Below are 26,372 nucleotides of genomic sequence, written 5' to 3'. Positions count from 1 at the left end.
AAGCACAAGACGCACCTGCGACTTTACATCGCGGGTGCGTCTTTTTATTTATCGATCTACGTTATTTTTTCAGGTTCAGGGAAGCCTTCACGAAGTCACGGAACAGTGGCTGTGGACGGTTCGGACGAGATGTGAACTCTGGATGGAACTGTGTCGCTACATACCATGGATGTTCTGGAACTTCCACGATTTCAACTAGACGACCATCTGGAGTTGTACCCGCAAAACGCAAGCCCATTTGCGCCAATTGATCACGGTATTCGTTGTTCACTTCATAGCGATGACGATGACGTTCATAAACCAGGGTGCTTCCGTATGCAGCCTCAGTCAGCGTGCCTTCTTCCACTTTGGTTGGACCGAGACCAAGACGCATGGTACCGCCCTTGTCCTCGATATCCTTTTGCTCTGGCAAGAGGTCAATCACCGGATACGCTGTATTCGGGTTGATTTCGGAGCTGTTTGCGCCATCCATACCCGCTACGTGGCGAGCGAACTCGATCACAGCGATTTGCATACCCAGGCAAATTCCGAGGAATGGTACTTTATTTTCACGAGCATAGCGCGTAGCGATGATTTTACCTTCGATACCACGATCGCCAAAGCCGCCCGGTACGAGGATACCATTTACATCACCCAGCAGTTCGCCAACATTTTCTGGCGTAACTTCTTCCGCGTGCACCCATTTGATTTCTACTTTGGAGTCGTTCGCATAGCCACCATGGTACAGCGCTTCTGCTACGGACAAGTACGCATCATGCAATTCTACATATTTACCAACGATTGCAATGGTAGTCGTTTTGGACAGGTTTTTGATTTTCGATACGAGCGATTTCCACTCCGTCATATCCGCTTCCTGGCAAGTCAGACCCAAGTGGCGGCATACATAATCGTCCAATCCTTGTGCTTGCAATTGCAGTGGTACATCGTACAGGCTGTCAGCGTCTACACATTCCACTACCGCATTTTTATCGATATCACAGAACAGAGCCAGCTTGTCTTTCATTTCTTGCGTCATCGGTTGCTCCGTACGTGTCACGATCACGTTTGGTTGAATACCCAAGCTGCGCAGTTCTTTCACGCTGTGTTGCGTAGGCTTGGTTTTCATTTCACCCGCTGCCTTGATATATGGTACCAGGGTTACGTGAATGTACATGACGTTTTCACGACCGATGTCACTTTTGATCTGGCGGATGGATTCAAGGAATGGCAAGCTCTCGATATCCCCAACAGTTCCACCGATCTCGGTAATCACAACATCTGCCCCGGTTTCGCGACCTGCACGGAAAATGCGATCTTTGATTTCGTTCGTGATGTGAGGAATAACTTGAACGGTTCCTCCCAAATAATCGCCACGGCGTTCTTTGGCGATGACAGTCGAGTAAATTCTACCAGTCGTCATATTGGAGTTAGCGCTCAGGTTGATATCGATAAAGCGCTCATAGTGGCCCAAGTCCAGGTCTGTTTCCGCACCATCGTCCGTTACGAAAACTTCCCCGTGTTGATACGGACTCATCGTTCCCGGGTCAACGTTGATGTATGGGTCACACTTCTGGATGGTTACCTTCAGACCCCTATTTTTCAAGAGTCGGCCCAGAGAAGCCGCTGTAATTCCTTTTCCCAACGAGGATACAACCCCGCCTGTCACAAAAATATACTTCGTCATCGTTAACGTCCCCTCTTTCCCTCACCCTTAAGTTGTTATAAAAATCGAATGAAGACGGCTCCAAAAAAAAAGAAAAACAAAAGCGAGTCCTATCCCGTAAAGAAATGGGGTAGGGGCACTTTTGTTTTATAGTTTCCCATATTTGATCCTTCTTCATGTGAAGCCCAAGGAGTATTTTATCTGTCCCTTAAGCCGAAGTCAAGGACCTATTTCTCGTCTTCGTCATCGAGCTCTTCGTCAGATTCCTCTTCCGCAAGCTCTTCGTCCTCTTCGAACATCTCATCATCTTCGTCTTCGAGTTCTTCCTCGTCGATTTCTCCATCGATTTCTTCTTCTTCGATATCTGAATCTTCGTCGACGAATTCCTCTTCGTCCTCAAAAATGACAACATCGTCGTCCTCGTATTCTTCGACACTTTCGTCTTCGGAATCGTAATCGTCGAAGTCGTCGTCCAAGACGATTTTCTTCTTCTTCGTTCCGCCACCCTCTTGGGTTTCTTCCACGGTGTCGGTTGGGTACCAGCGTTTCAATCCCCATACATTGTCACCGAGGCACACGAAACGGCCATCAATGTTAATTTCTGTGTATACTTGCGCGATGATTGCCATGAGTTGTTCATCAGTCAGCTTGCGCACTGCAACCAGTTCATTCATCAGCTCGCGGAAGTTGTAAGTGCGGTTAGTTTGACGCAAAATTTCATACGCAATGTCAACTAACGCCATCTCACTCAGTTTCTCGGAATCAATATGAGCAAACAATTGACTCACTCAGGGCACGTCCTTTCCATATGAAAACGATTGATTTGAATACTGACCCGGGGCCCTGTTCGGGGGACGCAGGCTTGTATAAGTCATTCATAAATGATATCGATTTCTTCGATTGTACATCGTACAACATAAGAAGGCTATCATACAGTATTCCTTATTTTAGACGAAAATGCAAGGCTTTCAAACAGGGGTTGACTAATTCTTATCGACATCAAAACCAAAGATATCCCTCGGCAATCGCTACCGAGGGATTTGTCTTACATATTTCTGCGGTATTGGCCGCCTACTTCATACAAGGCAGCACTGATTTGTCCAAGCGATGCTACTTTTACCGTCTCCATCAGCTCGGCAAAGATATTCTCTCCCGCCATGGCCACTTCCTGCAGGCGCCGCAGCGCAGCCGCAGACACATCCTTGTGGCGCTCCTGGAATGCACGGAGATTTATGATTTGCTGTTCTTTTTCCTCTTCGGTTGCGCGAGCCAATTCAATCTCGTAATCGTCCTCAGACGCATTCGGATTGATAAACGTGTTTACCCCAATAATTGGCAGCTCACCCGTATGCTTTTTCATTTCGTAATACATGGACTCGTCTTGAATTTTGCCGCGCTGGTATTGGGTCTCCATCGCCCCCAGCACGCCTCCGCGAGAACTGATCCGCTCGAACTCTTGCATAACTGCCTCTTCTACCAGATCTGTCAGCTCATCGATGATGAATGCCCCTTGAAGCGGGTTCTCGTTTTTCGCGAGTCCCATTTCCTTGTTGATGATCATTTGAATCGCCATTGCCCGTCGCACAGAGTTCTCTGTCGGGGTCGTAATCGCTTCATCGAACGCATTCGTATGAAGTGAATTACAGTTGTCATAAATCGCAATCAACGCCTGCAAGGTCGTTCTGATATCGTTGAAATCCATCTCCTGCGCGTGCAAGGAACGGCCGGATGTCTGGATGTGGTACTTCAGCTTTTGACTGCGGTCATTTGCACCATAACGATTTTTCATCACGGTTGCCCAAATCCGACGAGCCACTCGTCCAATCACGGTGTATTCCGGATCGAGACCATTGGAGAAGAAGAAGGACAGGTTCGGCGCAAAGTCATCAATGTTCATGCCGCGGCTTAAATAGTACTCGACATAGGTAAATCCGTTAGACAGCGTAAATGCAAGCTGCGTAATCGGATTCGCTCCTGCCTCCGCAATATGATAGCCGGAAATGGACACCGAATAATAGTTCCGCACTTTATGGTCGATAAAATACTGCTGGATATCCCCCATCATCCGCAAGGCAAATTCTGTCGAGAAGATACACGTGTTTTGCCCCTGATCCTCTTTCAAAATATCCGCCTGAACGGTTCCACGAACAGTCGACAGCGTGTACGCTCTGATTTGCTTGGCTTCGTCCTCGGTAGGCTGACGCCCTTCTTTTTGGACAAAAGCATCCATCTGCTGCTCAATCGCCGTATTCATGAACATGGCCAAAATCATCGGCGCAGGGCCGTTGATCGTCATGGACACAGAAGTGCTAGGTGCACAAAGGTCAAAGCCGGCGTACAGCTTTTTCATGTCATCCAAGGTGCAAATACTAACTCCACTCGTACCGATTTTCCCGTAAATGTCCGGGCGGTAGTCTGGGTCCTCACCATACAGCGTAACCGAGTCAAAAGCCGTACTGAGTCGCTTCGCTTCATCATTTTGAGACAGGAAGTGAAAGCGTCTGTTCGTCCGCTCTGGAGTACCTTCTCCGGCAAATTGTCGCTTGGGGTCTTCTCCCTCCCGTTTAAACGGAAATACTCCTGCGGTATACGGGAATTCACCTGGGACATTTTCTTTTAACGACCACTTTAAAATTTCGCCCCAATCCTCGTAATCTGGGACGGCTACTTTTGAAATGCGTGTACCGGACAACGATACGCTGAAAAGCTTGGTAACCAATTCCTTGTCGCGAATTTTCGTAACAAATTGATCCTTCCGATACGCTTCCTTGAGCTTTGGCCAATTTTCAAGAATACGTCGGCACTCCGGATGCAGCTTTTCTTCGAAGAGAACGATTTGTTTATCGAGTACCGCTGCCAGCTCGGCAGCTGCAGAATCTCCCGAGGCAAGCACCGTCTCCTTCGCGCCCTGCAACTGGAACAGCTTGCGTGCAATCAGCGACTGCTCTTCGGCATAAGAACGGTATTGGCGGACGGTGTTGGCAATGTCTTGCAAATAATTGATTCTCTCTGTCGGAATCAACGAAGTTTTATGAATCTTTACGGGAGTTGTATCCAAATGCTCCACAGACCAGTCAACGCCAGTCTTTTCTACAATTCGATGCATCAGGGCAGCAAACAACACATTCGTTCCCGGATCGTTAAACTGGCTCGCAATCGTACCATACACAGGAACCTTCTCATCCGGCAGCTCAAAAAGCTGGTGATTGCGTCGATATTGCTTGCGAACCTCACGAAGAGCGTCTTCTGAGCCTTTGCGCTCAAATTTGTTGATCGCGATCACATCAGCAAAGTCGAGCATATCAATCTTTTCCAGCTGGGATGGTGCCCCGAATTCACTGGTCATGACGTACATGGAGACGTCGCACACTTCCGTGACCTGCGCATCCCCCTGACCAATCCCGCTCGTTTCCACAATAATCAGATCAAAATGGGCAGAACGTGTTACTTGAATCGCGTCTTTTAATGCAACAGACAGCTCCATGCCCGATTTGCGGGTGGCGAGACTGCGCATATAAACGCGCGGTGTCGAATTGGCATTCATGCGGATGCGGTCACCAAGTAACGCCCCACCTGATTTTTGCTTGGATGGATCGACAGACAAGATCGCAACCGTCTTCTCGGGATAAGTGCGAATAAATCGACGAACAAGCTCATCGGTCAATGAGCTTTTTCCTGCGCCACCCGTACCTGTAATCCCTAATACCGGAATGGTTGAATCGGCTTCCACTAAACTTTCACGGAGCGGTTCTGTCCATTCGGGCTGGTCCACTGCATACTCTGCAACGGAAATAAGCCGGGCAATCGCCTGATGGTTTTGCTCGCGCAAGCCTGCTACTTCTTCCTCCAGCTGCTTGACGGTCGGGAAATCGCTATGTCTGATCATGTCGTTGATCATGCCCTGCAAGCCCAATCGTCTGCCGTCATCTGGCGAATAAATTTTACAGACTCCGTACTCTTCCAATTCCCGAATCTCGCGTGGAACGATAACGCCGCCACCGCCGCCAAAAACACGGATATGCTCTGCTCCCCGCTCGCGTAATAGATCAATTACGTATTTGAAATACTCCACATGACCGCCTTGGTAGGAACTGATGGCAATCCCTTGCACATCCTCCTGGACAGCGGCTGTTACAATGTCGTCAACAGAGCGGTTATGCCCGAGATGGATGACCTCTACTCCCGACGATTGTAAAATACGGCGCATGATATTAATCGAAGCGTCGTGACCATCATACAGACTGGCTGCGGTCACAAAGCGAACCTTGTTTTGCGGACGATACACTTCCGTTTCCATCGTTCCACTCTCCTTTTCATTAGTTTAAAAAGCGGAAAAACAGGGCCAAGCAGATCAAGGCGAAGTAGACGCGAGGTTTGCTTGGCACCCTATGTTTCCCAGACTTTTTAAACTTTCTTCTTAATCGGAGACACTGATATCGCGAAGCAACAGGGCAATTTGCTTCTCTGTGTACTCCTCAATGGTATAGTGTTTTTTCAATGCCCAGCGGCGGAACACCCACATTTCGCCCAGCACCATGATATTGTCCGCCATCAGCTTGACGTTCTTTTCATCAATGCGCAGCGAACCGTCAGCAATCCCTTTTTCTAGGATTTCGACGAAAATATGCGAAATGGCTTCTTCACGCCCCAACACGTAGCGAAGTGTTTCTTTTGGCAATGATTTGGCTTCCTGATAAATAAGCAAGACGCGGTCGCTCATCTGATCCATCACGCGGATCAGGCTCTTTAGTGCAATCTTTAATGTTTTCAAGCCAGTTCCGTTGAAGTTGATCGCTTCACGCAAGCGCGTCTCCATCTCCGCATGAATGGCATCACAAACAAGATAGAGCACGTCTTCTTTTGACTCGATATACTCGTACAACGTACCAATACTAAATCCAGACGCCCGGGCAATCTCCCTTGTCGTCGTTTTATGAAAACCTTTATTAATGAAGAGATGAACGGCAGCCTCAATAATCTGCTCTCGTCTTCTCTCGATCAGTTTTGGGTCCTTTACCAGGGATGGTATCGTTTTTCTCTTGTCAGACACTCCAAAATCCACCTTTCCAACCGACTGAGCGTTTGGTCAGACGCCTCATAGAAAAGAAGGCGCAAACACTCTACTTTTGTATCATTCGGAGATCATTATACGCGAGTAAGAGCACAAAGCCAAACTTTTCTTTTCTATGTGTTTCATCGTGTTGGAAGACGGGACAGCTTCCTACTCTTTTAGCAGGAAATTGCTGATCACGACACGTTGGATTTCATTTGTTCCTTCATAGATTTGTGTAATTTTGGCATCACGCATGAAGCGCTCCACAGGATACTCCCGCGTATAGCCGTAACCGCCGAAAACTTGAACAGCCTCGGTTGTTACTTCCATTGCTGTATCCCCCGCAAATACTTTGGACATCGCAGATGCTTTGCCATAGGGTAGACCTTGATCTTCCAGCCACGCTGCTTGGTAAGTGAGCAAACGGGATGCCTCGATCTTGGTAGCCATATCTGCCAGCTTGAACTGGATTGCCTGCAAGGATGCGATTGGTTTGCCGAACTGATTGCGTTCTTTGGCATAGTTCCGCGCATGCTCGTATGCACCCTGTGCAATTCCCAATGCTTGAGCGGCGATACCGTTTCTTCCACCGTCCAACGTCATCATCGCGATCTTGAAGCCTTGGCCTTCTTCGCCCAGTCTATTCTCTACCGGCACGCGCACATCTTCAAAATTGACCGCAAGTGTTGGCGAGGAACGGATACCCAGCTTTTTCTCCTTTTTCCCCATCGTGAATCCGTCCATGCCTTTTTCAACGATGAAAGCAGTGATGCCTTTATGCTTCAACTCTGGTTGGGTGACCGCGAATACGATGTAGATTTCTGCTTCACCCGCATTGGTAATGAAGATTTTGGTACCATTTAAAATGTAGTGATCGCCATCGCGTACGGCTGTCGTGCGCATTCCAGCAGAATCGGAGCCAGATCCCGCCTCGGTCAAACAGTACGCACCCATCTTCTTGCCTTCTGCTAATGGACGCAAAAACTTTTGCTTTTGCTCCTCTGTCCCGAATTTGTAAATCGGCCAGCTCGCCAAGGAAACATGTGCGGACAGTGTCACACCAATAGAGGCATCCACACGGGAGAGTTCTTCCACTGCAATGACGTAGCTCAGGTAATCTGCACCTGCTCCGCCGTATTGTTCCGGCCAAGGAATTCCTGTCAGTCCAAGCTCAGCCATTTGCTCAAAAATGGAACGATCAAAGCACTCTTCTTCATCGCGCTCGGCTGCTGTCGGAGCTACTTGATTCTCTGCAAAGTCGCGAATCATTTTGCGCATCATGTCATGTTCTTCGGTCAGTTGGAAATTCATATGAATCACTCCCCCATGTGTTCTTCGTTTGTCTATGAATCAGCAAGCAAATGCTTGGCGATAACGATTCGCTGAATTTCGTTGGTTCCCTCATAGATTTGGGTTACTTTCGCATCCCGGAATAGACGCTCTACCGGATATTCTCTCGTGTAGCCATAGCCGCCAAAGATTTGCACGGCCTCTGTCGCGAGCTCCATTGCGGAGTCTGTGGCAAAACGCTTTGCCATCGAGGCTTCCATTCCACAAGCAATTCCTTGACTGCGCAGCCACGCCGCTCGGTATACCAGCAACCGGGCTACTTCTGCTTTCGTCGCCATGTCAGCCAGCTTGAAGGCGATGGCTTGCTGCTTGCCAATCGATTGTCCGAACTGTTTGCGTTCCCGCGCGTACTCTGTCGCGTACTGGACTGCGGCCTCGGCAATGCCAAGGGCTTGGGCAGCAATCCCGATTCGACCAGAATCCAAATTCGCCATCGCGATACAGAAGCCTTCCCCTTCCTGCCCCAGCAGGTTGGCAGCCGGTACACGCGCATTGTCGAATACGAGCTCTGTCGTATAGGAACCGTGAAGTCCCATCTTCTTTTCCTTTTTCCCAACCGTAAAGCCCGGTGTATCCTTGTCTACAATAAAGGCCGATATTCCCTTGGTTCCTTTCGCCGAGTCGGTAACGGCAAACGCGATATACGTATCTGCTTCTCCGCCGTTCGTGATGAACACCTTGTTTCCGTTCAGGATGTACACATCGTCTTTTTTCACGGCTGTGGTTCGAATACTGCTCGCATCAGAACCTGCATGCGGCTCGGTCAAGGCAAAAGCCCCGAGGTATTCCCCACTCGCAAGCTTGGTCACGTATTTGCGTTTTTGCTCCTCGGTACCGAAGTAGAGAATCGGATTCGTCCCGACAGAGGTATGCACGGACAAAATGACGCCTACTGTCGCACTCACCTTGGAAATCTCGTGAATGGCCAAAATGTAGGAAATAAAGTCCGCTCCTGCTCCTCCCCACTCTTCGGCGATCGGAATGCCCATGAGCCCCATCTCACCCATCTTTTTGAGGATCTGACGCGGGAACTGGTCCGTCTCTTCCATCACCGGGACGAAAGGTGCGATCTCTTTCTGGGCAAAGTCTCGCACCATGCGGCGCATCATCTCTTGCTCTTCGTTCAATCGGAAATCCATGTCCGTCCTACCTTTCTGCGAAAATCATCGGTTAGCTATACACGTAGAAACCACGACCGGATTTTTTGCCTAACCATCCTGCTTTGACGTACTTGCGCAGCAACGGGCATGGGCGGTATTTCGAATCACCGAACCCTTCGTGCAGTACCTCCATAATGTAGAGGCAAGTGTCCAGCCCGATGAAATCAGCCAGCTGAAGCGGCCCCATCGGATGGTTCATGCCCAGCTTCATGACTTCATCGATCGCTTCCGGTGTTGCAACTCCTTCGTACACACAATAAATCGCTTCATTCAGCATTGGCATCAGTACCCGATTGGACACAAACCCTGGGAAATCGTTTACGCTCACGGGTACCTTGCTCATTTGCTTGGACAAATCTTCTGTCAGCTGATAAACCTCATCGGCTGTTTGCAGGCCGCGGATGATCTCAACCAGCTTCATCACGGGAACCGGGTTCATGAAGTGCATCCCGATTACTTTTTCCGGCCGCTTCGTAACTGCCGCGATCTCGGTAATCGGCAGTGAGGATGTATTGCTCGCGAGCACCGTATGCGGCGGACATACCTCGTCCAGCTTGGAAAAGATTTGCGTTTTGACCGCCATGTTTTCTGTCACCGCTTCTACCACAAAATCTGCTTCAGACGCATCTACCAGATCAGTAGACAGTGTCAAACGCCCGAGAATCGCTTCCTTTTCCGCTTCGCTGAGCTTGCCTTTTTCCACGTTGCGCGACAAGTTTTTTGCAATCGTAGCCAAGCCGCGTTCCACAAACGCCTGCTGGACGTCGTTCAAAAAAACGCGAAAGCCAGCCTGCGCCGCTACTTGGGCAATCCCGCTGCCCATCTGTCCTGCCCCGATGACCATAATGGTTTGTACGTTCATGCAAAAAGGCCTCCCTTACTCTACTTTAATCAAGATGGCGTCACCCTGTGCGGCACCACTGCAAATTGCCGCGACTCCCAAACCGCCACCTCGTCTTTTCAATTCATAGGCGAGGTGCATAATAATCCGAGCACCACTCGCACCAATCGGGTGTCCGAGCGCAATCGCTCCCCCGTTTACATTCACTTTCTCTTCGTCCCACCCGACGATTTTGCCACTGGTCAAAATGACAGCAGCGAAGGCTTCATTTACCTCGAACAAATCGATTTCAGATAGGGAAACTCCCGTCTTTTCCAAGAGCTTGTTGATCGCAAGTCCCGGAGTTGTCGCGATATAAGGAGCCTCTGCACCAACCTGAGCGTGTCCCAGTATCGTGGCGAGCGGCTTGATGCCCAGCTCTTGTGCTTTCGCGTCTGACATCAGTACCATCGCTGCTGCTCCGTCGTTGATCCCCGGTGCATTGCCTGCCGTGATCGTTCCGTCCTTTTTGTACACAGGTGGCAGCTTCGCCAATCCTTCTTTGGAGGTATCCGGGCGCGGCCCTTCATCGACATTTACTTGCAGTGCCTCCCCTTTTCTTTGCGGGATGGACACCGAGACAAGCTCGTCAGCAAAAAGTCCTTTTTCCATCGCTTGTGCGGCTCTCTGCTGGCTGCGTAGCGCCCACGCATCCTGCTCTTCTCGCGTAATCCCGTTCTCTTCTGCCACATTGCTGCCATGAACAGCCATCGGTACTTGATCAAACGGACAAGTGAGACCGTCGTACATCATGAGATCGCGAACCGTTGCATCTCCCATCCGCATTCCGTATCTGGCATCCGGCAATGCATACGGTGCGTTGCTCATGCTCTCCATGCCGCCCGCGACGATGATTTCTCCGTCCCCTGCGCGAATGATCTGGTCCCCCATCGTCACTGCACGCATCCCGGATGCACATACTTTGTTGATCGTCTCACTCGCTACATTCCACGGTAGTCCAGCTTTGCGTGCCGCCTGACGAGATGGCACCTGACCCGCACCTGCCTGCAAAACCATGCCCATGATCACTTCGTCCACCTGATCGCCGGAAATGCCAGCGCGCTCTACCGCTTCCTTGATTACAATGGAGCCGAGCTCTACTGCCGATAGCGCTTTCAAAGCTCCGCCAAACTTACCAAACGGGGTACGCGCTGCCCCTACAATGACTGTTTTCATCGAATGACCTCCATTCGGATGGTGTTTCACATCAACAAAAACTAAATTGATCGAGCGTTCGTTCACTTTGCATACTTTTATTTTGCCGTCTTCCGTACGAATAGTCAATCAATAATGAAAAAAAGAACAGCCTGACTTTTGTGAGAGTCAGGCTGTTCTTGCTGCTGCTACGGTCTCCATCTTATTTTCCAGATACCCTGGTCGTCTTGCCGCATGATATATCCCGTTGTCTCGTGGCTTTTATTCTTGTACTCAGTCCAGACAATGGTTTCGTCGTCATTATATTCAACCCAAATTTTGCTCCCCATCTCAATCATTTTTTTACTGCCTCTCCAGATACTTCGTTCTCTAGCCGGATCTTTCTTCACTTCTTCCAAATATTGCTCCAACGTCGGCTTCACTACGCCTTCATCCACGATACGCAAGGCGTACTGCATTTCGAGCTGCCCATCTTGCACTGCTCTTACATAAAGCTTCACGATGTCAATCGGAGACAGCCCACGCAATAGCTCATCCTTTTTTTCATACATGTAATTGTAGTAACGATCTTCTTCCCCCGGCTTTAAATCGAATATAGACGGAGGAGCAGGTGTCTCGGTACCATCTTGATTGACATTCACGATATCTTCTTGGACAGTTCCGTTGCTGTTCAATTTGAAAAGATAAACGTCTTTGCCTTGGACATAGCTCAAGGAATACCAATATAGCTTTTTATCCTTCCATCCCACTAATAGCTCCAAGCCCACGTCTCTTTTTAACAGACCTTCTCCCTCGATCATCGCCCAGTCTTTTCGCTGATATCCTTCTTTTGCGAAAATAGAATAGCCCCAGTACTCTTCTGCGCCATCATCCCCGCCTCCACCATAATCGTCCATGGCTGTGTAAGGGACGGATATAGCCTCTTTCATTTGGTCTTGTGTCAGTCCAACACGCAAGAAACCGACGATCTCATCTACCGTTCTCATAATCTCCTCATCGTCAAAATCAAGAGCAGTCACCTTTGGATCGAGGATTTGATTCGGACTTGGTTGAGCTGTCGTTCCCTTGATGGTGTTTGTACTCGCGTTTTCCTTTTGCAGCCAATAAGGAGTGAACCCGATGACAAGCAAAATGGCAACAAGCGTAGCGCTTACGGAGTAGGTGATCCGAAACCTTCTCTTGCCTTTCTTCTCAATATTCATGCGAATCCGCTCCTCCAAGCCATTGGTATCTTCCATTCCGCCAAGCAGCGTCCGGTCAGCCGTTTCCTTGAATTCCGCCAGCAATTTATCCAGGTTCATTCGATCCCCTCCTTTTCCAGCAGCGCTTTGAGCTTTTGACGTGCCCGGTGCATTTTCGTATAAATCGCTCCGGCGGTCATGTCCAAAATGACCGCAATCTCCTCTACAGACAATTCTTCATAGTAGTGCAGGACGATCAGCTGACGGTAGCTATGCGGCAGCTTCATAACGAGATGAGCAAAACGGGCACGAAGGTCATTTTGCAAAACGGCCGACTCTGCTCCCTCGACTACCTCTATGTCCACTTCCGGTTTGAAAAACAGGTGACGGAACGACCACGAGCGCAGGTGTTTTTTCGCTTCGTTGACGGCGATTCGGTACACCCATGTTTGCATCGAGCTCTCTTGGCGGAATTTCCCCAAGTTTTTGTAAGCTGACAGGAACACTTCCTGCGTAATATCCTCAGCAAGGCTGCGGTCCTTGACCATCAAATACACCAGGCGCAACACCTTTTTCAAATAGTGCCGGATCAACTCATCAAATAATGCTTCTTTTGTTTTGGTTAAGCTTTTCTCTGCAAGCTCCAGCTTCCTCACTCCCTTCCCACTCCTTTAGATTCAGCTGGCTCCTTTATCTTACAGTTTTTTGCAATAAAATAATGCGCAAGCCCCGCCGCTTGATCAGCACCGAGACTTGCGCATGGTATGAACCTAGATGGCGTCTGCGAGAATTTCCGCGACGTCACGTGTTTTGACGTGATCTTCCTGCTCTTTGGTCTTGATTCCGTCGTTCATCATCGTCAGGCAGTATGGGCATGCACTGGCGATTTCCGTCGGGTTGACCTCCAGAGCTTGCTCCGTACGTGTGACGTTGACACGAGAGCCTTCATGCTCCTCCATCCACATCAAGCCGCCGCCCGCTCCGCAGCACATGCTGTCGCAGCCGCTGCGCTTCATTTCGACCACCTCTACGCCAGGAATGGCTTCGAGGATGACGCGTGGCTTGTCGTAAATTTCGTTGTAACGGCCCAGATAGCAGGAATCGTGGTAGGTGATGCGTTCCTTGATTTCCTTGGTTGGCTTCAATCTGCCTTCCTTCACCCACTCCGCCAACAGCTCAGAGTGGTGGTACACCTCTGCCTTCAACCCAAACTCCGGATATTCGTTCTTAAACGTATTGAACGCATGCGGGTCGCAGGTGACGATTTTTTTGACTTCATACGCTTCAAACAAAGCGATATTTTCTTGGGCGAGCTGCTGGAACAAGAACTCGTTACCAATGCGGCGAGCGGTATCGCCAGAGTTCTTTTCTTCATTGCCCAGAATGGCGAACTTCACGCCTGCTTCGTGCATGAGCTTCACAAATGCCTGCGAAATTTTTTGACTACGCAAGTCAAACGATCCCATCGAGCCTACCCAGAACAAGTACTCGAATTCCTCGACCTGCTTGACCGTCGGCACCTCGTACTCGCCATTCAGACCTTCAATCCATTTCGTCCGGTCTTTGCGGTTGATTCCCCACGGGTTGCCCTGACGCTCGATATTGTTCAAGGCACGCTGCGCTTCTGCTGGCATGCTTCCTTCTGTCATGACCAGATAGCGGCGCATATCGATGATTTTATCTACGTGCTCGTTCATTACCGGACATTGATCTTCACAGTTGCGACAGGTCGTACAAGCCCACAGCTCCTGCTCGGTAATGACATCGCCGATCAAGCTTTTCTCATAGACAGCGGTTGCTCCTTCGGCAGTGGCCGCTACTTCAGATGCTTGGAACGCAATCTGATTGGCAGTCGTCTGCGAAAAAGCGAAGCTCGGCATCCATGGCGTACGCGACGTTACCGAAGCACCTTTTTCCGTCAAATGGTCGCGCATTTTCGTAATTAGATCCATCGGGGATAGCATTTTTCCCGTTCCAGAGGCCGGGCACATATTCGTACAGCGACCGCACTCTACACAAGCGTACAAGTCAATGAGCTGCGTTTGTGTAAAATCCTCGATTTTGCCGACACCGAATTCCTCCTGCGTCTCGTCCTCGAAATTGATGCTGGTCAGCTTGCCTGGCGGGTCCAGCTTCTTGAACCACACATTGACGGGCGCAAACAGCAGATGCGCGTGCTTGGACTGCGGCACATACACCGCAAAGCCGAGCAAGATAATCAGATGCAGCCACCAGAAAACGTAAAAGCCTACCGCTGCACCCGTTGTACCTACCCCAATCGCAGAGAAGACAATCGCGAAAACAGAAGAGATCGGAGCGAACGCCGATGGCTCATGTCCGAGCCAAATTTGTTCAAAAGCGAGCGAGAGCAATACAGTCGCCATCAGGGAGGAAATCAGCAAGAGGACGAGCCCTGATTTGAAGCCGCGCTTCAGACGCTTGAGCTTTTCGATGTAGCGGCGATAGTAAGCGTAGCCGACCGCAGCCAAAATGAGAAACGTGGTGATCTCCTGCATGACGGAGAAGTATTTGTGAGCGCTGCCAAAAGGAAGCTCGTAGCCTTTCGAAAGCCCTTTGATAATCAGCTCAATGGCTCCGAATTGCAGGGTGATAAAGCCGTAAAACATCACGACGTGCATTACGCCGCTCTTTTTGTCCTTCAGCAGCTTCTTGTGGAAAATGACGTTGTCCAGCATCAGATTGATGCGTGCCCCAAAGTCATTTTTCACATCCGGCTTTTTCCCCAGCTTGATAAACAAGTATCTGCTGTACACGACATGTCCTGCTAAATACAGCCCGTAAGCGAGAACCAGGAAAAAGGCGATCAAATTAATGAGTGCCAGCATGTTTTCTACTCCCCTCTATTGCGAGTTTGTCTTTGCACGTGGAAATCGTTTTTTCTATCTTATCAGAATCATGGAAATAAATGAATGAGTATTCAGTCAGTCTGTTTATTTTTTTCGAAAAATGAAACGATACTGAGCGACCGCTCATATTGGGTATAACTCGATCTTATCACACAAGTTGCGAATCATCCATCCTCTTCGAAGAGTTGGAAATATTCTTACGAAAAAAAGAAACAGCTACCTTCATACGGGTAGCTGTTGATCCTGCTTATTTTCCTGAAGCTTCCTTTGTCTCGACAGTAGTCTGTTCTTTCTTGGCCTTTTGTTCCGAACGTACATCTGCAAGTGATTTGACCTTGGTTGCTTTGATGCGCTTGTTGCGCGGCAGATCAGTCGGCTCCAGATTGTCCACCTCGTCTTGCATGAGTGCTGCGATCCCAACCGCTTTGCCTTTTGCAGCCACACAGTATTCGCAGTTTTCTTCATCATGCTCGTGGTATTGCTTCGGCTCTGGATAGGACGTGATAACGCCTTCAAAATTACGCAGGACGACTTTATCGGACGCTTGCGAAATAATGTAGTTCGGGCTGACTGGAATTTTACCGCCGCCGTGTGGAGCGTCTACTACAAAGGTCGGCACTGCATAGCCGGAAGTATGGCCGCGCAGGTGCTCAATGATTTCGATCCCTTTGCTGACAGGCGCGCGGAAGTGTCCAATGCCCTCTGACAGGTCGCATTGATAAATGTAATACGGGCGAACGCGGATTTTGACCAGGTCCTGCACCAGCTTTTTCATCGTATTCGCACAATCGTTAATGCCAGCTAAAATAACTGCTTGGTTGCCGAGCGGAACACCAGCATTGGCGAGCATTTCGCAAGCCAGCTTCGCTTCCGGTGTAATTTCTTTTGGATGGTTAAAGTGTGTATTGAGCCAAACTGGATGGTATTTTTTCAAGATGTTGCACAGGTTTTCGGTAATGCGCTGCGGGAATACAACAGGTGCACGCGTACCGATCCGAATAATTTCAACATGTGGGATGTCGCGCAGGCTGCTGATGATGTACTCCAGTACGCGGTCATTGATCAACAGACCGTCTCCACCGGAGAGCAGTACATCGCGGACTTCTGGTCTTGAGCGGATGTAATCGATACAGGCATCCAGCTGTTTCTTTGGCACGCCCATGCCGATCTGGCCGGAAAAGCGACGGCGCGTACAGTAACGGCAATACATGGAGCATTGGTTCGTCACTAGGAAAAGCACGCGATCTGGATAACGATGCGTCAGACCAGGTACAGGAGAATCCGTATCCTCGTGGAGTGGGTCTTCCATGTCGTATTTGGTACGAACCATCTCAGAGGACAAAGGTACAGACTGCATGCGAACCGGATCGCTTGGATCGTCTGGATCCATCAGATGAGCATAGTACGGTGTGATGTTGAGTGGAATCGTTTGCGTAGAAATACGTACGCCCTCTTCCTCTTCCGGTGTCAGATTGATTACCTGCTTCAAATCATCGACCGTCTTGATGGTGTGCGTAAGCTGCCACATCCAGTCATTCCATTGCTCGTCCGTGACATCCTTCCAAAGTTCTATCGAACGCCAATCGCGTTTTGTCGCTACTGTCATGTGCATCCCGTCTCCTCTCGTCTTATGGTGAACCTCTTCGTTTCACTCAACCAACAAGAGATGCAAGTGCCATGCCAACAAATCAAAAGATTTAGAAAATAAGGAATAGAGCGTTTTGTGAGCGCTTCATCCTGATTTGCGCCTATGTGAGTCTGCCGAATTTTCGGCACTCAACAGGGAGGGATCATTCGTTGCGAGAGCTTGTATTGCAGCGTCTGTCTCGGGATTCCCAAGAGCTTGGCGGCACGAAGGACATTGCCGTCCGTTTGCTGCATCGCGTCTTTGATCACTTTTTCCTCTACCTCACGCAAAATTTCTGGCAGCGTACAGCCTTCCTTTGACAGGAGTTGCGCCGAAATAGGCGCTTCTTTTTTCTCAGACTGCGGGCGTTCCAGCAAATGAGTCGGAAGATGGTCCAACAAAATAATGTCCGATTCCACCATATTCATGGCTGCTTCTATGACATGTTCCAGTTCACGTACGTTCCCCGGCCAATCATACATAGCAAACAAACGTGCCACTTCGCTGCTGATTCCACGTACATTCATACCGAAGATCCGGTTGAACTTTTGCAAGAAATGATCGATCAGCATTTCCACATCTTCTCTGCGCTCCCGCAATGGCGGCAATTCAAAAGAGACGACATTGATCCGGTAGTACAGGTCGGTTCGCATGACTCCTCGCTCCACGAGTGACTGCGGTGCCTCGTTGACTGCAGCGATTACCCGTACGTCCACTTTGGTCGATTGGCTCCCGCCGATCCGTCTGATCTGACCGTCCTGGAGGACTCGCAGCAGCTTTGCCTGCAAATCGAGCGGCATGCTGTTCAGTTCATCCAGAAATAGCGTACCGCCGTCCGCCAGCTCGAATAGCCCTGGCCGATCATCGGCTCCTGTGAAGCTTCCTTTTGTCGTGCCAAACAGCAAGCTTTCGAGCAGTGCAGCCGGCAGCGCGGCACAGTTTTGCGCGATGAATGGCTTACTGGTGCGGACAGACGCATGGTGAATAGATTGGACAAACAGTTCTTTTCCCGTCCCGGTTTCGCCGTATATCAACACGGGAGAAGATGTCCGGGCAGCTTTTCGAGCGCGTTCTTTGAGGCGTTTCATTTTTTCACTCATCGTCAAAATGTCATCGAAATGGAAAGTCGTTTCATCTACCGTGCGTTTTGTCCGTTTCGGCTTGCTAATCTTGGCCTGAAGATCGACTAAGCGCTCCGACAGTTCTTTTAGCTTGCCAATATCCTTCGCCACCTCGACTGCACCGACTAACCGTTTGCCTACTCTCACCGGAAGTGTTGTGTTGATTGTCTCCACACGCATTCCCTTCCAGTTCTTATATGTCTGTGTCTGGTTGTAGATTGATTCGCCACTATCGATGACACGAAGCAGGGTACTCGACTGTCGATCAAGCGAAGGAAAAACCTCCAACAATGGCTTCCCCAACACCTCCTCTGAGGTCAGCCCATCGAGCTTGGCTGCGACGTGATTGTAGAAAATCGTAATGCCATTTGCGTCCACAACGTGAATTCCTTCATCGATAGCACCCAAGATCGCCTGCAACATTTCTACCGTATCTGACAACGGCATCTTGGCTTTCACTCCTTCCTTCCATCCATGCTGCCAAAAAATCATCACTTCGCCGAATATTCGGCACTTTTACGATGTTATCGATTACGCCCTACCTGAATGGCAAGCATTGCGGTATACAGTAAATGTCCCAATACCCAAATGAGAAACGCTGCCAAACTCATCGCGGATTGACTCAACAGGCTAAATGGGAAAAAAGCGACAGAAAAACCGAGCATCCAGTACAGCAAGTATCGTACCGATCGGGCTTTTCGTTCCCGCGGGTAAAAGTGCATGAGAAAAAAGGCGACGATCACACTAATCAGCAGATGAATCAATAGTTCTACAATAGAGGGCAGGTTTTCCATACCCGGTACATAGCTGACATCAATTAAAACGGGAAAGGTATTGGTATCAAACAAACCATCTCCGAGCGCCAAAAAAGCAGCAAGACCCAGACCGGCTATCAGTCCATTTGCGAGTACAAACATGCTGTATCCCCCTCTCACTTCAGCCGCAAGTAATCCTATTGTACGTGCAAAAAACCGCCCTTGCAAAGGGCGGCTTATTTTCCTAGCTCTATTTTCAGCTCATGCTCGCCAGCGTACTGCTCATTCATCCATAGCTGGTATGCGATTTCTACCTGTACAGGAACCTCTGCTTCGTAGCGGATTCGCAGCTTGTTCGTATGCGTCTCCATTGCAAACGGACCATAGGGACTTTGATAGGTAGAATGGGTGCTGGCTCCTTTTTCGAATTGCTGTCTGGTTGAAACTCCGCCCTGACGAACCAGCGTAATGGACGTATCTGTCAGCTTCAGTGTCGTACTTACTTCGCCTACGCCTTCCATCTGCTCTTTGTAGGTCAAGTACCACGCCGATGCTTTTTGTACGCGCTTGCCTTCGTAGCTGTGGGTCGTTTCTTCCCAGTTGCCTTCGACATGATGCCGTGCCGTCAATTTCACTTGTATGTCTTGCATGCTGCTTCCACACTCCACTTTCTTTCGCTTCCCATTTATCCCTACATTCTACCCTTCATCGCTCTTCTGTGGCAACCGCCGCCTCCGCTTTGGCATCAGCCAGCAGATATCTCATGGTAGCAGCAATCCCGATCGCCGCAAGCAACAGCAGACCCGCCAACACCAAGTACCCGACCCCTGCCCCCGTGTAATCGATCATAGCCGTAAACAAGCCGATCAGGACCAGACGCATCATCATGCCGATTGAGTTGAAAAAGCTCATCACCCGCCCCATCTGATGCTTCGGCACAACTGTCATATAGAGCGATTGCCGAATTAAGCGCACAGAAGCGTTGCTCCACCCGTAAAACGTGTACGCCGCAATCAGCGCCCAGCCATACGGCAAAGCAATCATAACGGCAATGGCAATCGCGAACAACAGCGTATTGCCGATCATGGCTGCCAGTTGCCCCATCTTGCTAACGACGAAAGCAACGAGTAAACCTGCCGCCACCGCACCCAGTGCATACGTGACCTCTCCCAGCGAATAAACCGAGACACCCGCCTGCAGCGTTTGGCTTATGTAAACAGGCTTCAATAAGTTCGTAGCCATAACAGCAATGAAGGGCATGAGTGCCGATATGCCAAACAGGAGGAAGCCTTTCTTTTGCCGAATGTACCGCCAGCTTTCCATCAGCTGCTCCGTCCACGCGACACCCTGGTTTTGCTTCGCTTCTTTTTCCAGCGTGAAGGTATACGTCATGGTAGACAGCAAGGTAAAGGCGAACAAATAGGTAATCGCATTGAAAATAATCACCACATGCAGCCCGTAGGAGCTAAGCAAAATCCCCGCAAACGCCCCAGCAAGAACGGATGCAGTCTGTCCTTCGATCTCGAGCAGACTGTTAATGCTGTTGTAGTGCTTGGGCTCGAACGTCTCCTGAACCAGCGCGGACTGCGTCGGGTAATGAATCTGGTACATAAAGGTCGTCGTCAAATAGATCACGATTAGCATCCACTCGGTGTACTCTCCAAAAAAGCCCCAGATCGCGAGCATGCCAAGTACGCTAAATCCGATCAAGTTTTCTACCAGCAGCATTTTTTTGCGGGAGTAGCGATCGATGAGCGTCCCGATATACGGCCCAATGAAAAACATCAGTACCGCAGAAGTAAACATGGTCGAGCCCAAAAGTTGAGCCGAGCCTGTCGTTTCCACGAGGAACCAGGCAATCCCGATCATCGTCATGCCTTGCCCAAAGCCAGAGAAAAGATTGGAAAAGAACAGCTTTCGAAATGGTGCGTAGGCAAATACTTCTCTCATGCAGACAACTCCTTTGTAAGAAAACCTCCGTCGACTCTTACATCATTTCACTATTATGATTGTACTGACAATTTAATACTTTGTAAACAAAAATGTTTATTAATTGAATTGAATGTCTGCCACCAATAGGAAAAGCCCCCGGTCCTTTTGCAAAACCGGAGGCTTATTTACGCGGATATCTTATTTTACAAAGCTCAAGAGCAGCTCGCGAACGATTTTGGATGCCGCGATTTGCGTCATTTCACTGTGGTCATACACAGGAGCAACCTCCACCAGGTCACAACCAATGACATTCGCACCGTTGTTTGCCATGAAGTGAATGGTATCGAGCAGCTCACGAGACGTGATGCCGCCTGCTTCTGTTGTACCTGTACCTGGAGCGTGCGCAGGGTCCAGTACATCGATGTCAATTGACAGGTAGATTGGACGGTTGCCGATGGTAGGCAGCACTTGCTTCACTGGCTCCAGTACATCGTATTTGTACAGATGCATGTTTTCTTTTGCCCACTCAAACTCATCCTTCATCCCGCTGCGGATTCCGAAAGAGTATACATTTTTACCGCCGATCAGGTTGCATACCTTTTTGATCGGGGTGGAGTGGGAGTATTCGTATCCCTCGTAGTTATCGCGCAGGTCTGTATGCGCGTCAAAGTGGAACACGACCATATCCTTGTACTTTTCATAAACCGCTTGGAAAACTGGCCAGGAAACCAAGTGCTCTCCACCCAGACCCAATGGGAATTTGCCATCTGCCAATACTTTTGCCACGAATGTACGGATCGCATCCAGGCTACCTTCCACGTTTCCAAAAGGAAGAGGAATATCGCCGGCATCAAAGTATTTGATGTCTTCCAACAGCCTGTCCAAGTACGGGCTGTACTCTTCCAGACCGATAGAAACCTCGCGAATACGGGAAGGGCCAAAACGAGAGCCCGGACGGAAGCTCACTGTCCAGTCCATTGGCATACCGTAAATAACCGCTTGGCTTTCTTCGTAATTCCCGTGACTACGGATAAAGACATTTCCAGAGTATGCTTCGTCAAAACGCATAGGTGTAGTTCTCCCCCGATTAGTCGCGGGTCAGCTCAGCCACAAAGTTAGGCAGTTTGAAAACAGCGTGGTGAACTTCCGCATTGTAGTATTTGGTGCCCAAATCTTTGATTTTCGCTGGATCTACTTCCAACGGATCATGTTGCTTGGAAGCGATGGTGAAGCTCCACAGTCCGGATGGATAAGTAGGAATGCTGCAGGTGTAGAGACGAGTAACCGGGAAGATCGATTTCAGGTCTTTGAAGACGCGCTTGATCAGATCACGGTTAAACCAAGGAGATTCCGTTTGAGCAACCATGATACCGTCTGGTTTCAAAGCATCGTGAATGCCTTGGTAGAAACCTTTTTCGAACAGACCTACAGCAGGTCCTACTGGCTCTGTAGAGTCAACCATGATCACATCATACTCACCTTTGTGGTCATGGATATGTTTAATACCATCGATAACTTGTACATCTACACGCGGATTGCCTGTCAATGCACTCGCAATCTCAGGGAAATATTTTTTGCAAGACTCAATGACGCCACCGTCGATTTCAGCCAGAACTGCTTTTTCTACAGACGCGTGCTTTACGATTTCACGAATAGCACCGCCATCGCCGCCGCCTACAACCAGAACCTTTTTCGGGTTTGGATGCGTATTCAGCGCGATATGAGAAATCATTTCATGGTAGACAAACTCATCGACATCGGTAGTCATAACCATGCCGTCGAGCACTAACATGCGACCAAACTGCTTCGTATTAATGACGTCGATTTGTTGAAACTCGGATTTCTCACTGTATAGGGTTTCTGTAATTTTCGTTGTTATCCCGTGATTTTCCGTCTGTTTTTCGGTGTACCACAATTCCATGTTCATGGCTATGTAACCTCCTTCAATTAACCGCATGAAAATACAATATAACAAGAAAATTATAGTAGCTGTCTTCCAAATTGCAAGATATTTTTCTAGTGAGGAAAGTTTAACCAGCTTGCAAGCGACACATACTACTAGTAACGTAGTATGTCCTATTTTATTGATTCAACCGCAGAAAGGAGGAGAGGCACACATGGAAGTCATTCGCGAAGCCCCATTGCTGCGCTATTTGCGTTGGGCTAAGAAATTTGTAAAATTCACCATCCTCAGCCTATTATGTTTCTCTTTTGCCATCTTGCTGCTCATTTTGTACTTACGCTCACAACCACTCCCGGAAACGTTTGTGAAGCAAACCACAACGATTTACGCTTCCAATGGAGAGGTTTTGGATACGATGCACCGTGGCGAGAACCGGATTTCTGTGCCACTTGCAGAGATTTCACCCGCATTGCTGGATGCGACCATCGCGATCGAGGACCGTTCGTTCCGCGAGCATTTTGGCTTTGATTGGAAGCGATTGGCCATGGCCGCTTATGTTGATGTCATTAACATGGACAAGCGTCAGGGTGCCAGTACTATTACCCAACAATTGGCGAGAAACTTGTACCTCAGCTTGGACAAGACATGGGAGCGAAAAATCAAAGAAGCCTTGCTTGCGATTCAGCTTGAACTGAATTACAGCAAGGATGAAATATTAGAGATGTACGTCAATCAGATTTATTACGGTCATTCAGCCTATGGCGTTCAAGCTGCTGCCCAAACCTATTTCGGCAAGGACGCCAAAGATTTGACGGTTGCAGAGAGCGCCATGCTGGCAGGCATCCCTAAGGGTCCTACTTATTATTCACCATTTGTCGATTTAGAACGCGCCAAAGCCAGACAAAAGCTCATATTGAATGCCATGGAGCGCGACAATCTACTGACAGCGAAGGAAGTAGAGCAAGCCTACGCGGAACCAATCAAGCTGAAACAGCGAGCAAACGAGAACGTAACCGAGCCGGCTCCTTATTTCCGCGATTACATCGCCAATTTGGTAAAAAACAAATATGGCATTGAAGAAGAAAAATTTATTCATGGCGGTCTAAAAATCCATACGACCCTTGATCCAGTCATACAAAAAAAGGCCGAGGATATTGTCGCCTCCGTCTTACCGAAGAATAATCCGAATTTGCAGGTAGCCCTTGTCGCCATGGACCCTGCGACGGGCTATATCAAAGCAATGGTAGGTGGACGTGACTACAAGGTGAGCCAGTACAATCGCGTGCTTGGCAAGCGGCAGCCCGGTTCCTCCTTCAAGCCGATCATGTATTTGTCTGCCTTGCAAAACGGCTATACACCGCTCACTTTGATAAAAAGCGAACCGACCGTTTTTACCTACGATAACAATAAGCAGTACATTCCCGGCAATTTTGGTGGAAAATATGCAAACGCACTGATCAATATGCGTGAAGCAATCAAAACCTCCGACAACATTTATGCCGTCAAGACCATTGATTTTCTCGGGCCGCAAAAAGTGGTTGATCAGGCAAAGCAATTAGGTATCACCAGCTCGATGCAAGCAGTTCCCTCACTGGCACTGGGAACTTCACCTGTCTCTCCCTTAGAGTTAAACGCAGCTTATGCAGCAATCGTCAACAAGGGACAAGCAGTGAAACCCATTGCGATCACCTCCATCGAGGACAGCGAGGGCAATATTTTGGTCGAAGAAAAACCGGAAAAAACACAGGTAGCCGATCCTGTCGCGTCCGCTCTCTTAGTGAATATGATGCAAAGTGTATTTGAACAAGGCGGTACCGGATATCGCGTTGCTGGTGAAATGAACCGACCTGTAGCAGGGAAAACAGGGTCAACGGATTATGACGCTTGGCTGAGTGGGTTCACTCCGCAGCTGGTTTCGACCGTATGGGTAGGTTACGACAAAAACCAAAAGGTCGATGATGTAAAGGAAGGGTACCTGTCCAAAAAAATCTGGGCCCAGTTCATGGAAAGTGCGCTCAAAGGTCAGCCCCCTGCACTCTTTGACATGCCAGCTGGTGTTGTATCTGTTTATATCGATCCCGCTTCTGGAAAACTGGCGACCGAGCATTGTCCGAATCCACAGCTCTTTTATTTCGCCAGCGGAACAGAGCCTCAAGATTATTGCACGGATCACATCCCGACCAATGAGACACCGACGCCTTTAAAGCCGCCAGATTCTTCGACCTTCTGGCAGCGAATGGGCAGTTGGTGGAAACCGAATAACTAAAGAAAAAAGGACGTTTCTCTTCATCGAGTACGTCCTTTTGTTGTGCCTATTAACCTTGCGTGCTTTGATTGTCCCCGCCGCCCACGACTCCATCTCCATCGGCAAAAACATGGTCGTTGACGATCGTAATCAGACCGGCATTATCAAGCTGTTCCAATACTTCAAACAAGCTGTCCCTTTTTCCAGCAGGGAGCTTGCGCACAAAGTTGTTTATCTCGGTCGGAGTCACGTGTGTACGGAAATGGACGCCACCGTGCTTCACAAAATGATCATGCGATTGTTCATTACCACGGAGATCTTCTTCCAATGGGTACCGCCCCTTCCGTCAAACAGTTTGGTTCAATCCTCATTAGTGTTCCGCGATATCCCAAAAACTATGATCAACGATGATAATTATATAAGACAAACAGGGAAAGAGTGACGGCTCTCTCCCTGTTTGTTGACCTAGTGTACATGTACACAGATATGGAAATAAGTTTACCTGACTTCAATTGTGTGAACAATTGATTTCACGATTTGTTCACAGACCGTTCACGATTTCCAACTTTAGGACAAATTTTGCTTTAATTCCTCGGAGGAATTCTCATACATGTCCGCGTTATTTTCAATCAAAAGCTTTTTCAGAGCGGCTTTTTCCTTCTCGGATAGGTCGGACAGCATAATACGTCTCTTCATGGAGTAATCCATGCGATTCACGTGATCTGCCAAAATTTTGTAGCCCCGACGCGCTTCCCGATCGATTTCCATGTAGCACGCAGTTGCGCCTGCATAATAAGGACCCGCTTCATTGCGATCAACGGTTACCCAAACGAGCCAATAAGGCTTTCCATTTGGTACTTCTTCTTTATTTGTCGTCCATTTGATGCCCTTTTCTACAGAACTTTTGGCATGCAAGGCGCCCATGTCAATGTACGCTTCGTCCCCATCGATAATGACCGAGGACACAGCATTCAGGTCGAGTACACCTTGACCAAAACCTCCGTGTACATCGGTTTTTCCACTCATGATGGTAAAGCCGCCTTTTTTATTATCAAAAATATCCATTTGAATAACCTCCAGACAATCATTCTCCTTCCTTTTATTCTACTCGAAAAACGTACGATGACGCAATTTGCCTATGTGCCCAGTTATTTATCCATAGGCTTTTGGGTGTTTCGGTTTTTGTTTACGAGCTGGATGATTTTTTCGATGCCCGACATGACCAGGATCGTTACGACGGCTGTATGTACCGCCATGGCAACCTTCATAACTAACAGTTCACCTAGCATCGTGTCGGAGGGAACGATAAACAAGTAGTACACAAAGCTGATAAAAAGGACACTTAGAAAGATTAACCAACCTCGAAATCCTAGCGTGAAGCGAATGAAAGAGGCGATGAGTAAACCGATCAAAGGCCCCGCGAACATCAATGAGAATACGAAAGGACCGAGTATGAACCAGACAAACCAATTATCATCCATGTCTTACTCTCCTTGCTTTT

22 protein-coding genes are annotated in these 26,372 nt (G+C 48.9%); 1 reads left to right on the top strand and 21 read right to left on the bottom strand.

Features of this window, described 5'->3' with window-relative positions; all coding sequences use genetic code 11:
* Positions 1-61: 61 nt before the first annotated feature.
* The 18 genes from FB479_RS15345 to speE form a co-directional block, all read right to left on the bottom strand.
* Positions 62-1,663 carry a CTP synthase gene (locus FB479_RS15345; protein WP_142065879.1) on the bottom strand — a complete coding sequence of 534 codons (1,602 nt, stop codon included), beginning with the start codon at positions 1,661-1,663 and terminating at the stop codon, positions 62-64.
* Between the two features lie 206 nt (positions 1,664-1,869).
* Complete coding sequence (gene rpoE / locus FB479_RS15340; RefSeq protein ID WP_106654797.1) at positions 1,870-2,430, bottom strand: DNA-directed RNA polymerase subunit delta; 561 nt, start codon at positions 2,428-2,430, stop codon at positions 1,870-1,872.
* Between the two features lie 257 nt (positions 2,431-2,687).
* Positions 2,688-5,939: a fused isobutyryl-CoA mutase/GTPase IcmF gene (gene icmF, locus FB479_RS15335; protein ID WP_142065878.1), complete on the bottom strand. Its 3,252-nt coding sequence runs from the start codon at positions 5,937-5,939 to the stop codon at positions 2,688-2,690.
* Positions 5,940-6,059: 120 nt separating this feature from the next.
* Positions 6,060-6,692, bottom strand: a complete 633-nt coding sequence (locus FB479_RS15330; RefSeq protein WP_106654799.1) for a TetR/AcrR family transcriptional regulator — start codon at positions 6,690-6,692, stop codon at positions 6,060-6,062.
* A 171-nt stretch (positions 6,693-6,863) separates the two neighbouring features.
* Positions 6,864-8,006 carry an acyl-CoA dehydrogenase gene (locus FB479_RS15325; RefSeq protein WP_047069847.1) on the bottom strand — a complete coding sequence of 381 codons (1,143 nt, stop codon included), beginning with the start codon at positions 8,004-8,006 and terminating at the stop codon, positions 6,864-6,866.
* A gap of 32 nt (positions 8,007-8,038) precedes the next feature.
* Entirely contained in the window at positions 8,039-9,184 is a 1,146-nt protein-coding gene (locus FB479_RS15320) for an acyl-CoA dehydrogenase (protein WP_142065877.1), read from the bottom strand.
* Between the two features lie 31 nt (positions 9,185-9,215).
* Positions 9,216-10,067, bottom strand: a complete 852-nt coding sequence (locus FB479_RS15315) for a 3-hydroxybutyryl-CoA dehydrogenase (RefSeq protein ID WP_142065876.1) — start codon at positions 10,065-10,067, stop codon at positions 9,216-9,218.
* A 15-nt stretch (positions 10,068-10,082) separates the two neighbouring features.
* Entirely contained in the window at positions 10,083-11,261 is a 1,179-nt protein-coding gene (locus tag FB479_RS15310; RefSeq protein ID WP_142065875.1) for an acetyl-CoA C-acetyltransferase, read from the bottom strand.
* A 167-nt stretch (positions 11,262-11,428) separates the two neighbouring features.
* Positions 11,429-12,541, bottom strand: a complete 1,113-nt coding sequence (locus FB479_RS15305) for a hypothetical protein (protein ID WP_142065874.1) — start codon at positions 12,539-12,541, stop codon at positions 11,429-11,431.
* On the bottom strand, positions 12,538-13,077 hold the full coding sequence (locus FB479_RS15300; protein WP_106654804.1) for a sigma-70 family RNA polymerase sigma factor: 540 nt from the start codon (positions 13,075-13,077) through the stop codon (positions 12,538-12,540). Before FB479_RS15300 ends, FB479_RS15305 begins: the two co-directional genes overlap by 4 nt.
* Positions 13,078-13,191: 114 nt before the next feature.
* On the bottom strand, positions 13,192-15,267 hold the full coding sequence (locus FB479_RS15295) for a (Fe-S)-binding protein (protein WP_106654805.1): 2,076 nt from the start codon (positions 15,265-15,267) through the stop codon (positions 13,192-13,194).
* A 268-nt stretch (positions 15,268-15,535) separates the two neighbouring features.
* Entirely contained in the window at positions 15,536-16,900 is a 1,365-nt protein-coding gene (gene kamA, locus FB479_RS15290) for a lysine 2,3-aminomutase (protein ID WP_142065873.1), read from the bottom strand.
* Between the two features lie 164 nt (positions 16,901-17,064).
* Entirely contained in the window at positions 17,065-18,483 is a 1,419-nt protein-coding gene (locus FB479_RS15285; protein WP_142065872.1) for a sigma-54 interaction domain-containing protein, read from the bottom strand.
* Between the two features lie 77 nt (positions 18,484-18,560).
* On the bottom strand, positions 18,561-18,953 hold the full coding sequence (locus FB479_RS15280) for a hypothetical protein (RefSeq protein WP_106654808.1): 393 nt from the start codon (positions 18,951-18,953) through the stop codon (positions 18,561-18,563).
* Positions 18,954-19,027: 74 nt separating this feature from the next.
* Positions 19,028-19,441: a YwiB family protein gene (locus tag FB479_RS15275; RefSeq protein WP_047069857.1), complete on the bottom strand. Its 414-nt coding sequence runs from the start codon at positions 19,439-19,441 to the stop codon at positions 19,028-19,030.
* A 55-nt stretch (positions 19,442-19,496) separates the two neighbouring features.
* Positions 19,497-20,741, bottom strand: coding sequence for an MFS transporter (locus FB479_RS15270; protein ID WP_142065871.1), 1,245 nt, complete (start codon positions 20,739-20,741; stop codon positions 19,497-19,499).
* A 180-nt stretch (positions 20,742-20,921) separates the two neighbouring features.
* Complete coding sequence (speB, locus tag FB479_RS15265; RefSeq protein WP_048035131.1) at positions 20,922-21,791, bottom strand: agmatinase; 870 nt, start codon at positions 21,789-21,791, stop codon at positions 20,922-20,924.
* Between the two features lie 19 nt (positions 21,792-21,810).
* A complete protein-coding gene (gene speE, locus FB479_RS15260; RefSeq protein ID WP_142065990.1) occupies positions 21,811-22,644 on the bottom strand; it encodes a polyamine aminopropyltransferase in 834 nt (277 codons plus the stop codon).
* Positions 22,645-22,840: 196 nt separating this feature from the next.
* On the opposite strand from speE, the gene FB479_RS15255 reads away from it, so the two are divergent.
* Complete coding sequence (locus tag FB479_RS15255; RefSeq protein ID WP_106654811.1) at positions 22,841-24,892, top strand: transglycosylase domain-containing protein; 2,052 nt, start codon at positions 22,841-22,843, stop codon at positions 24,890-24,892.
* Positions 24,893-24,941: 49 nt separating this feature from the next.
* On the opposite strand, the gene FB479_RS15250 is transcribed toward FB479_RS15255, so the two are convergent.
* From FB479_RS15250 to FB479_RS15240, 3 genes are all read right to left on the bottom strand, one after another.
* Positions 24,942-25,199 carry a hypothetical protein gene (locus FB479_RS15250; protein ID WP_106654812.1) on the bottom strand — a complete coding sequence of 86 codons (258 nt, stop codon included), beginning with the start codon at positions 25,197-25,199 and terminating at the stop codon, positions 24,942-24,944.
* Between the two features lie 239 nt (positions 25,200-25,438).
* Positions 25,439-25,936, bottom strand: a complete 498-nt coding sequence (locus FB479_RS15245; protein ID WP_142065870.1) for a YwhD family protein — start codon at positions 25,934-25,936, stop codon at positions 25,439-25,441.
* 83 nt (positions 25,937-26,019) lie between these two features.
* Positions 26,020-26,352, bottom strand: coding sequence for a hypothetical protein (locus tag FB479_RS15240; protein ID WP_106654814.1), 333 nt, complete (start codon positions 26,350-26,352; stop codon positions 26,020-26,022).
* Positions 26,353-26,372: the final 20 nt, after the last annotated feature.

Source organism: Brevibacillus sp. AG162 (assembly GCF_006715575.1).
Lineage (GTDB): Bacteria > Bacillota > Bacilli > Brevibacillales > Brevibacillaceae > Brevibacillus > Brevibacillus brevis.
This window is presented reverse-complemented; position numbering and strand designations above follow the sequence as displayed.

Coding starts and splice junctions, on each gene's coding strand:
- FB479_RS15295 (WP_106654805.1), bottom strand. CDS start 15,267: ATGCTGGCACTCATTAATTTGATCGCCTTTTTCCTGGTTCTCGCTTAC.
- FB479_RS15315 (WP_142065876.1), bottom strand. CDS start 10,067: ATGAACGTACAAACCATTATGGTCATCGGGGCAGGACAGATGGGCAGC.
- FB479_RS15270 (WP_142065871.1), bottom strand. CDS start 20,741: ATGAGAGAAGTATTTGCCTACGCACCATTTCGAAAGCTGTTCTTTTCC.
- FB479_RS15320 (WP_142065877.1), bottom strand. CDS start 9,184: ATGGATTTCCGATTGAACGAAGAGCAAGAGATGATGCGCCGCATGGTG.
- FB479_RS15285 (WP_142065872.1), bottom strand. CDS start 18,483: ATGCCGTTGTCAGATACGGTAGAAATGTTGCAGGCGATCTTGGGTGCT.
- speE (WP_142065990.1), bottom strand. CDS start 22,644: ATGGAATTGTGGTACACCGAAAAACAGACGGAAAATCACGGGATAACA.
- FB479_RS15240 (WP_106654814.1), bottom strand. CDS start 26,352: ATGGATGATAATTGGTTTGTCTGGTTCATACTCGGTCCTTTCGTATTC.
- FB479_RS15305 (WP_142065874.1), bottom strand. CDS start 12,541: ATGAACCTGGATAAATTGCTGGCGGAATTCAAGGAAACGGCTGACCGG.
- FB479_RS15280 (WP_106654808.1), bottom strand. CDS start 18,953: ATGTTTGTACTCGCAAATGGACTGATAGCCGGTCTGGGTCTTGCTGCT.
- icmF (WP_142065878.1), bottom strand. CDS start 5,939: ATGGAAACGGAAGTGTATCGTCCGCAAAACAAGGTTCGCTTTGTGACC.
- FB479_RS15275 (WP_047069857.1), bottom strand. CDS start 19,441: ATGCAAGACATACAAGTGAAATTGACGGCACGGCATCATGTCGAAGGC.
- speB (WP_048035131.1), bottom strand. CDS start 21,791: ATGCGTTTTGACGAAGCATACTCTGGAAATGTCTTTATCCGTAGTCAC.
- FB479_RS15325 (WP_047069847.1), bottom strand. CDS start 8,006: ATGAATTTCCAACTGACCGAAGAACATGACATGATGCGCAAAATGATT.
- FB479_RS15310 (WP_142065875.1), bottom strand. CDS start 11,261: ATGAAAACAGTCATTGTAGGGGCAGCGCGTACCCCGTTTGGTAAGTTT.
- FB479_RS15345 (WP_142065879.1), bottom strand. CDS start 1,663: ATGACGAAGTATATTTTTGTGACAGGCGGGGTTGTATCCTCGTTGGGA.
- FB479_RS15255 (WP_106654811.1), top strand. CDS start 22,841: ATGGAAGTCATTCGCGAAGCCCCATTGCTGCGCTATTTGCGTTGGGCT.
- FB479_RS15245 (WP_142065870.1), bottom strand. CDS start 25,936: ATGGATATTTTTGATAATAAAAAAGGCGGCTTTACCATCATGAGTGGA.
- kamA (WP_142065873.1), bottom strand. CDS start 16,900: ATGCACATGACAGTAGCGACAAAACGCGATTGGCGTTCGATAGAACTT.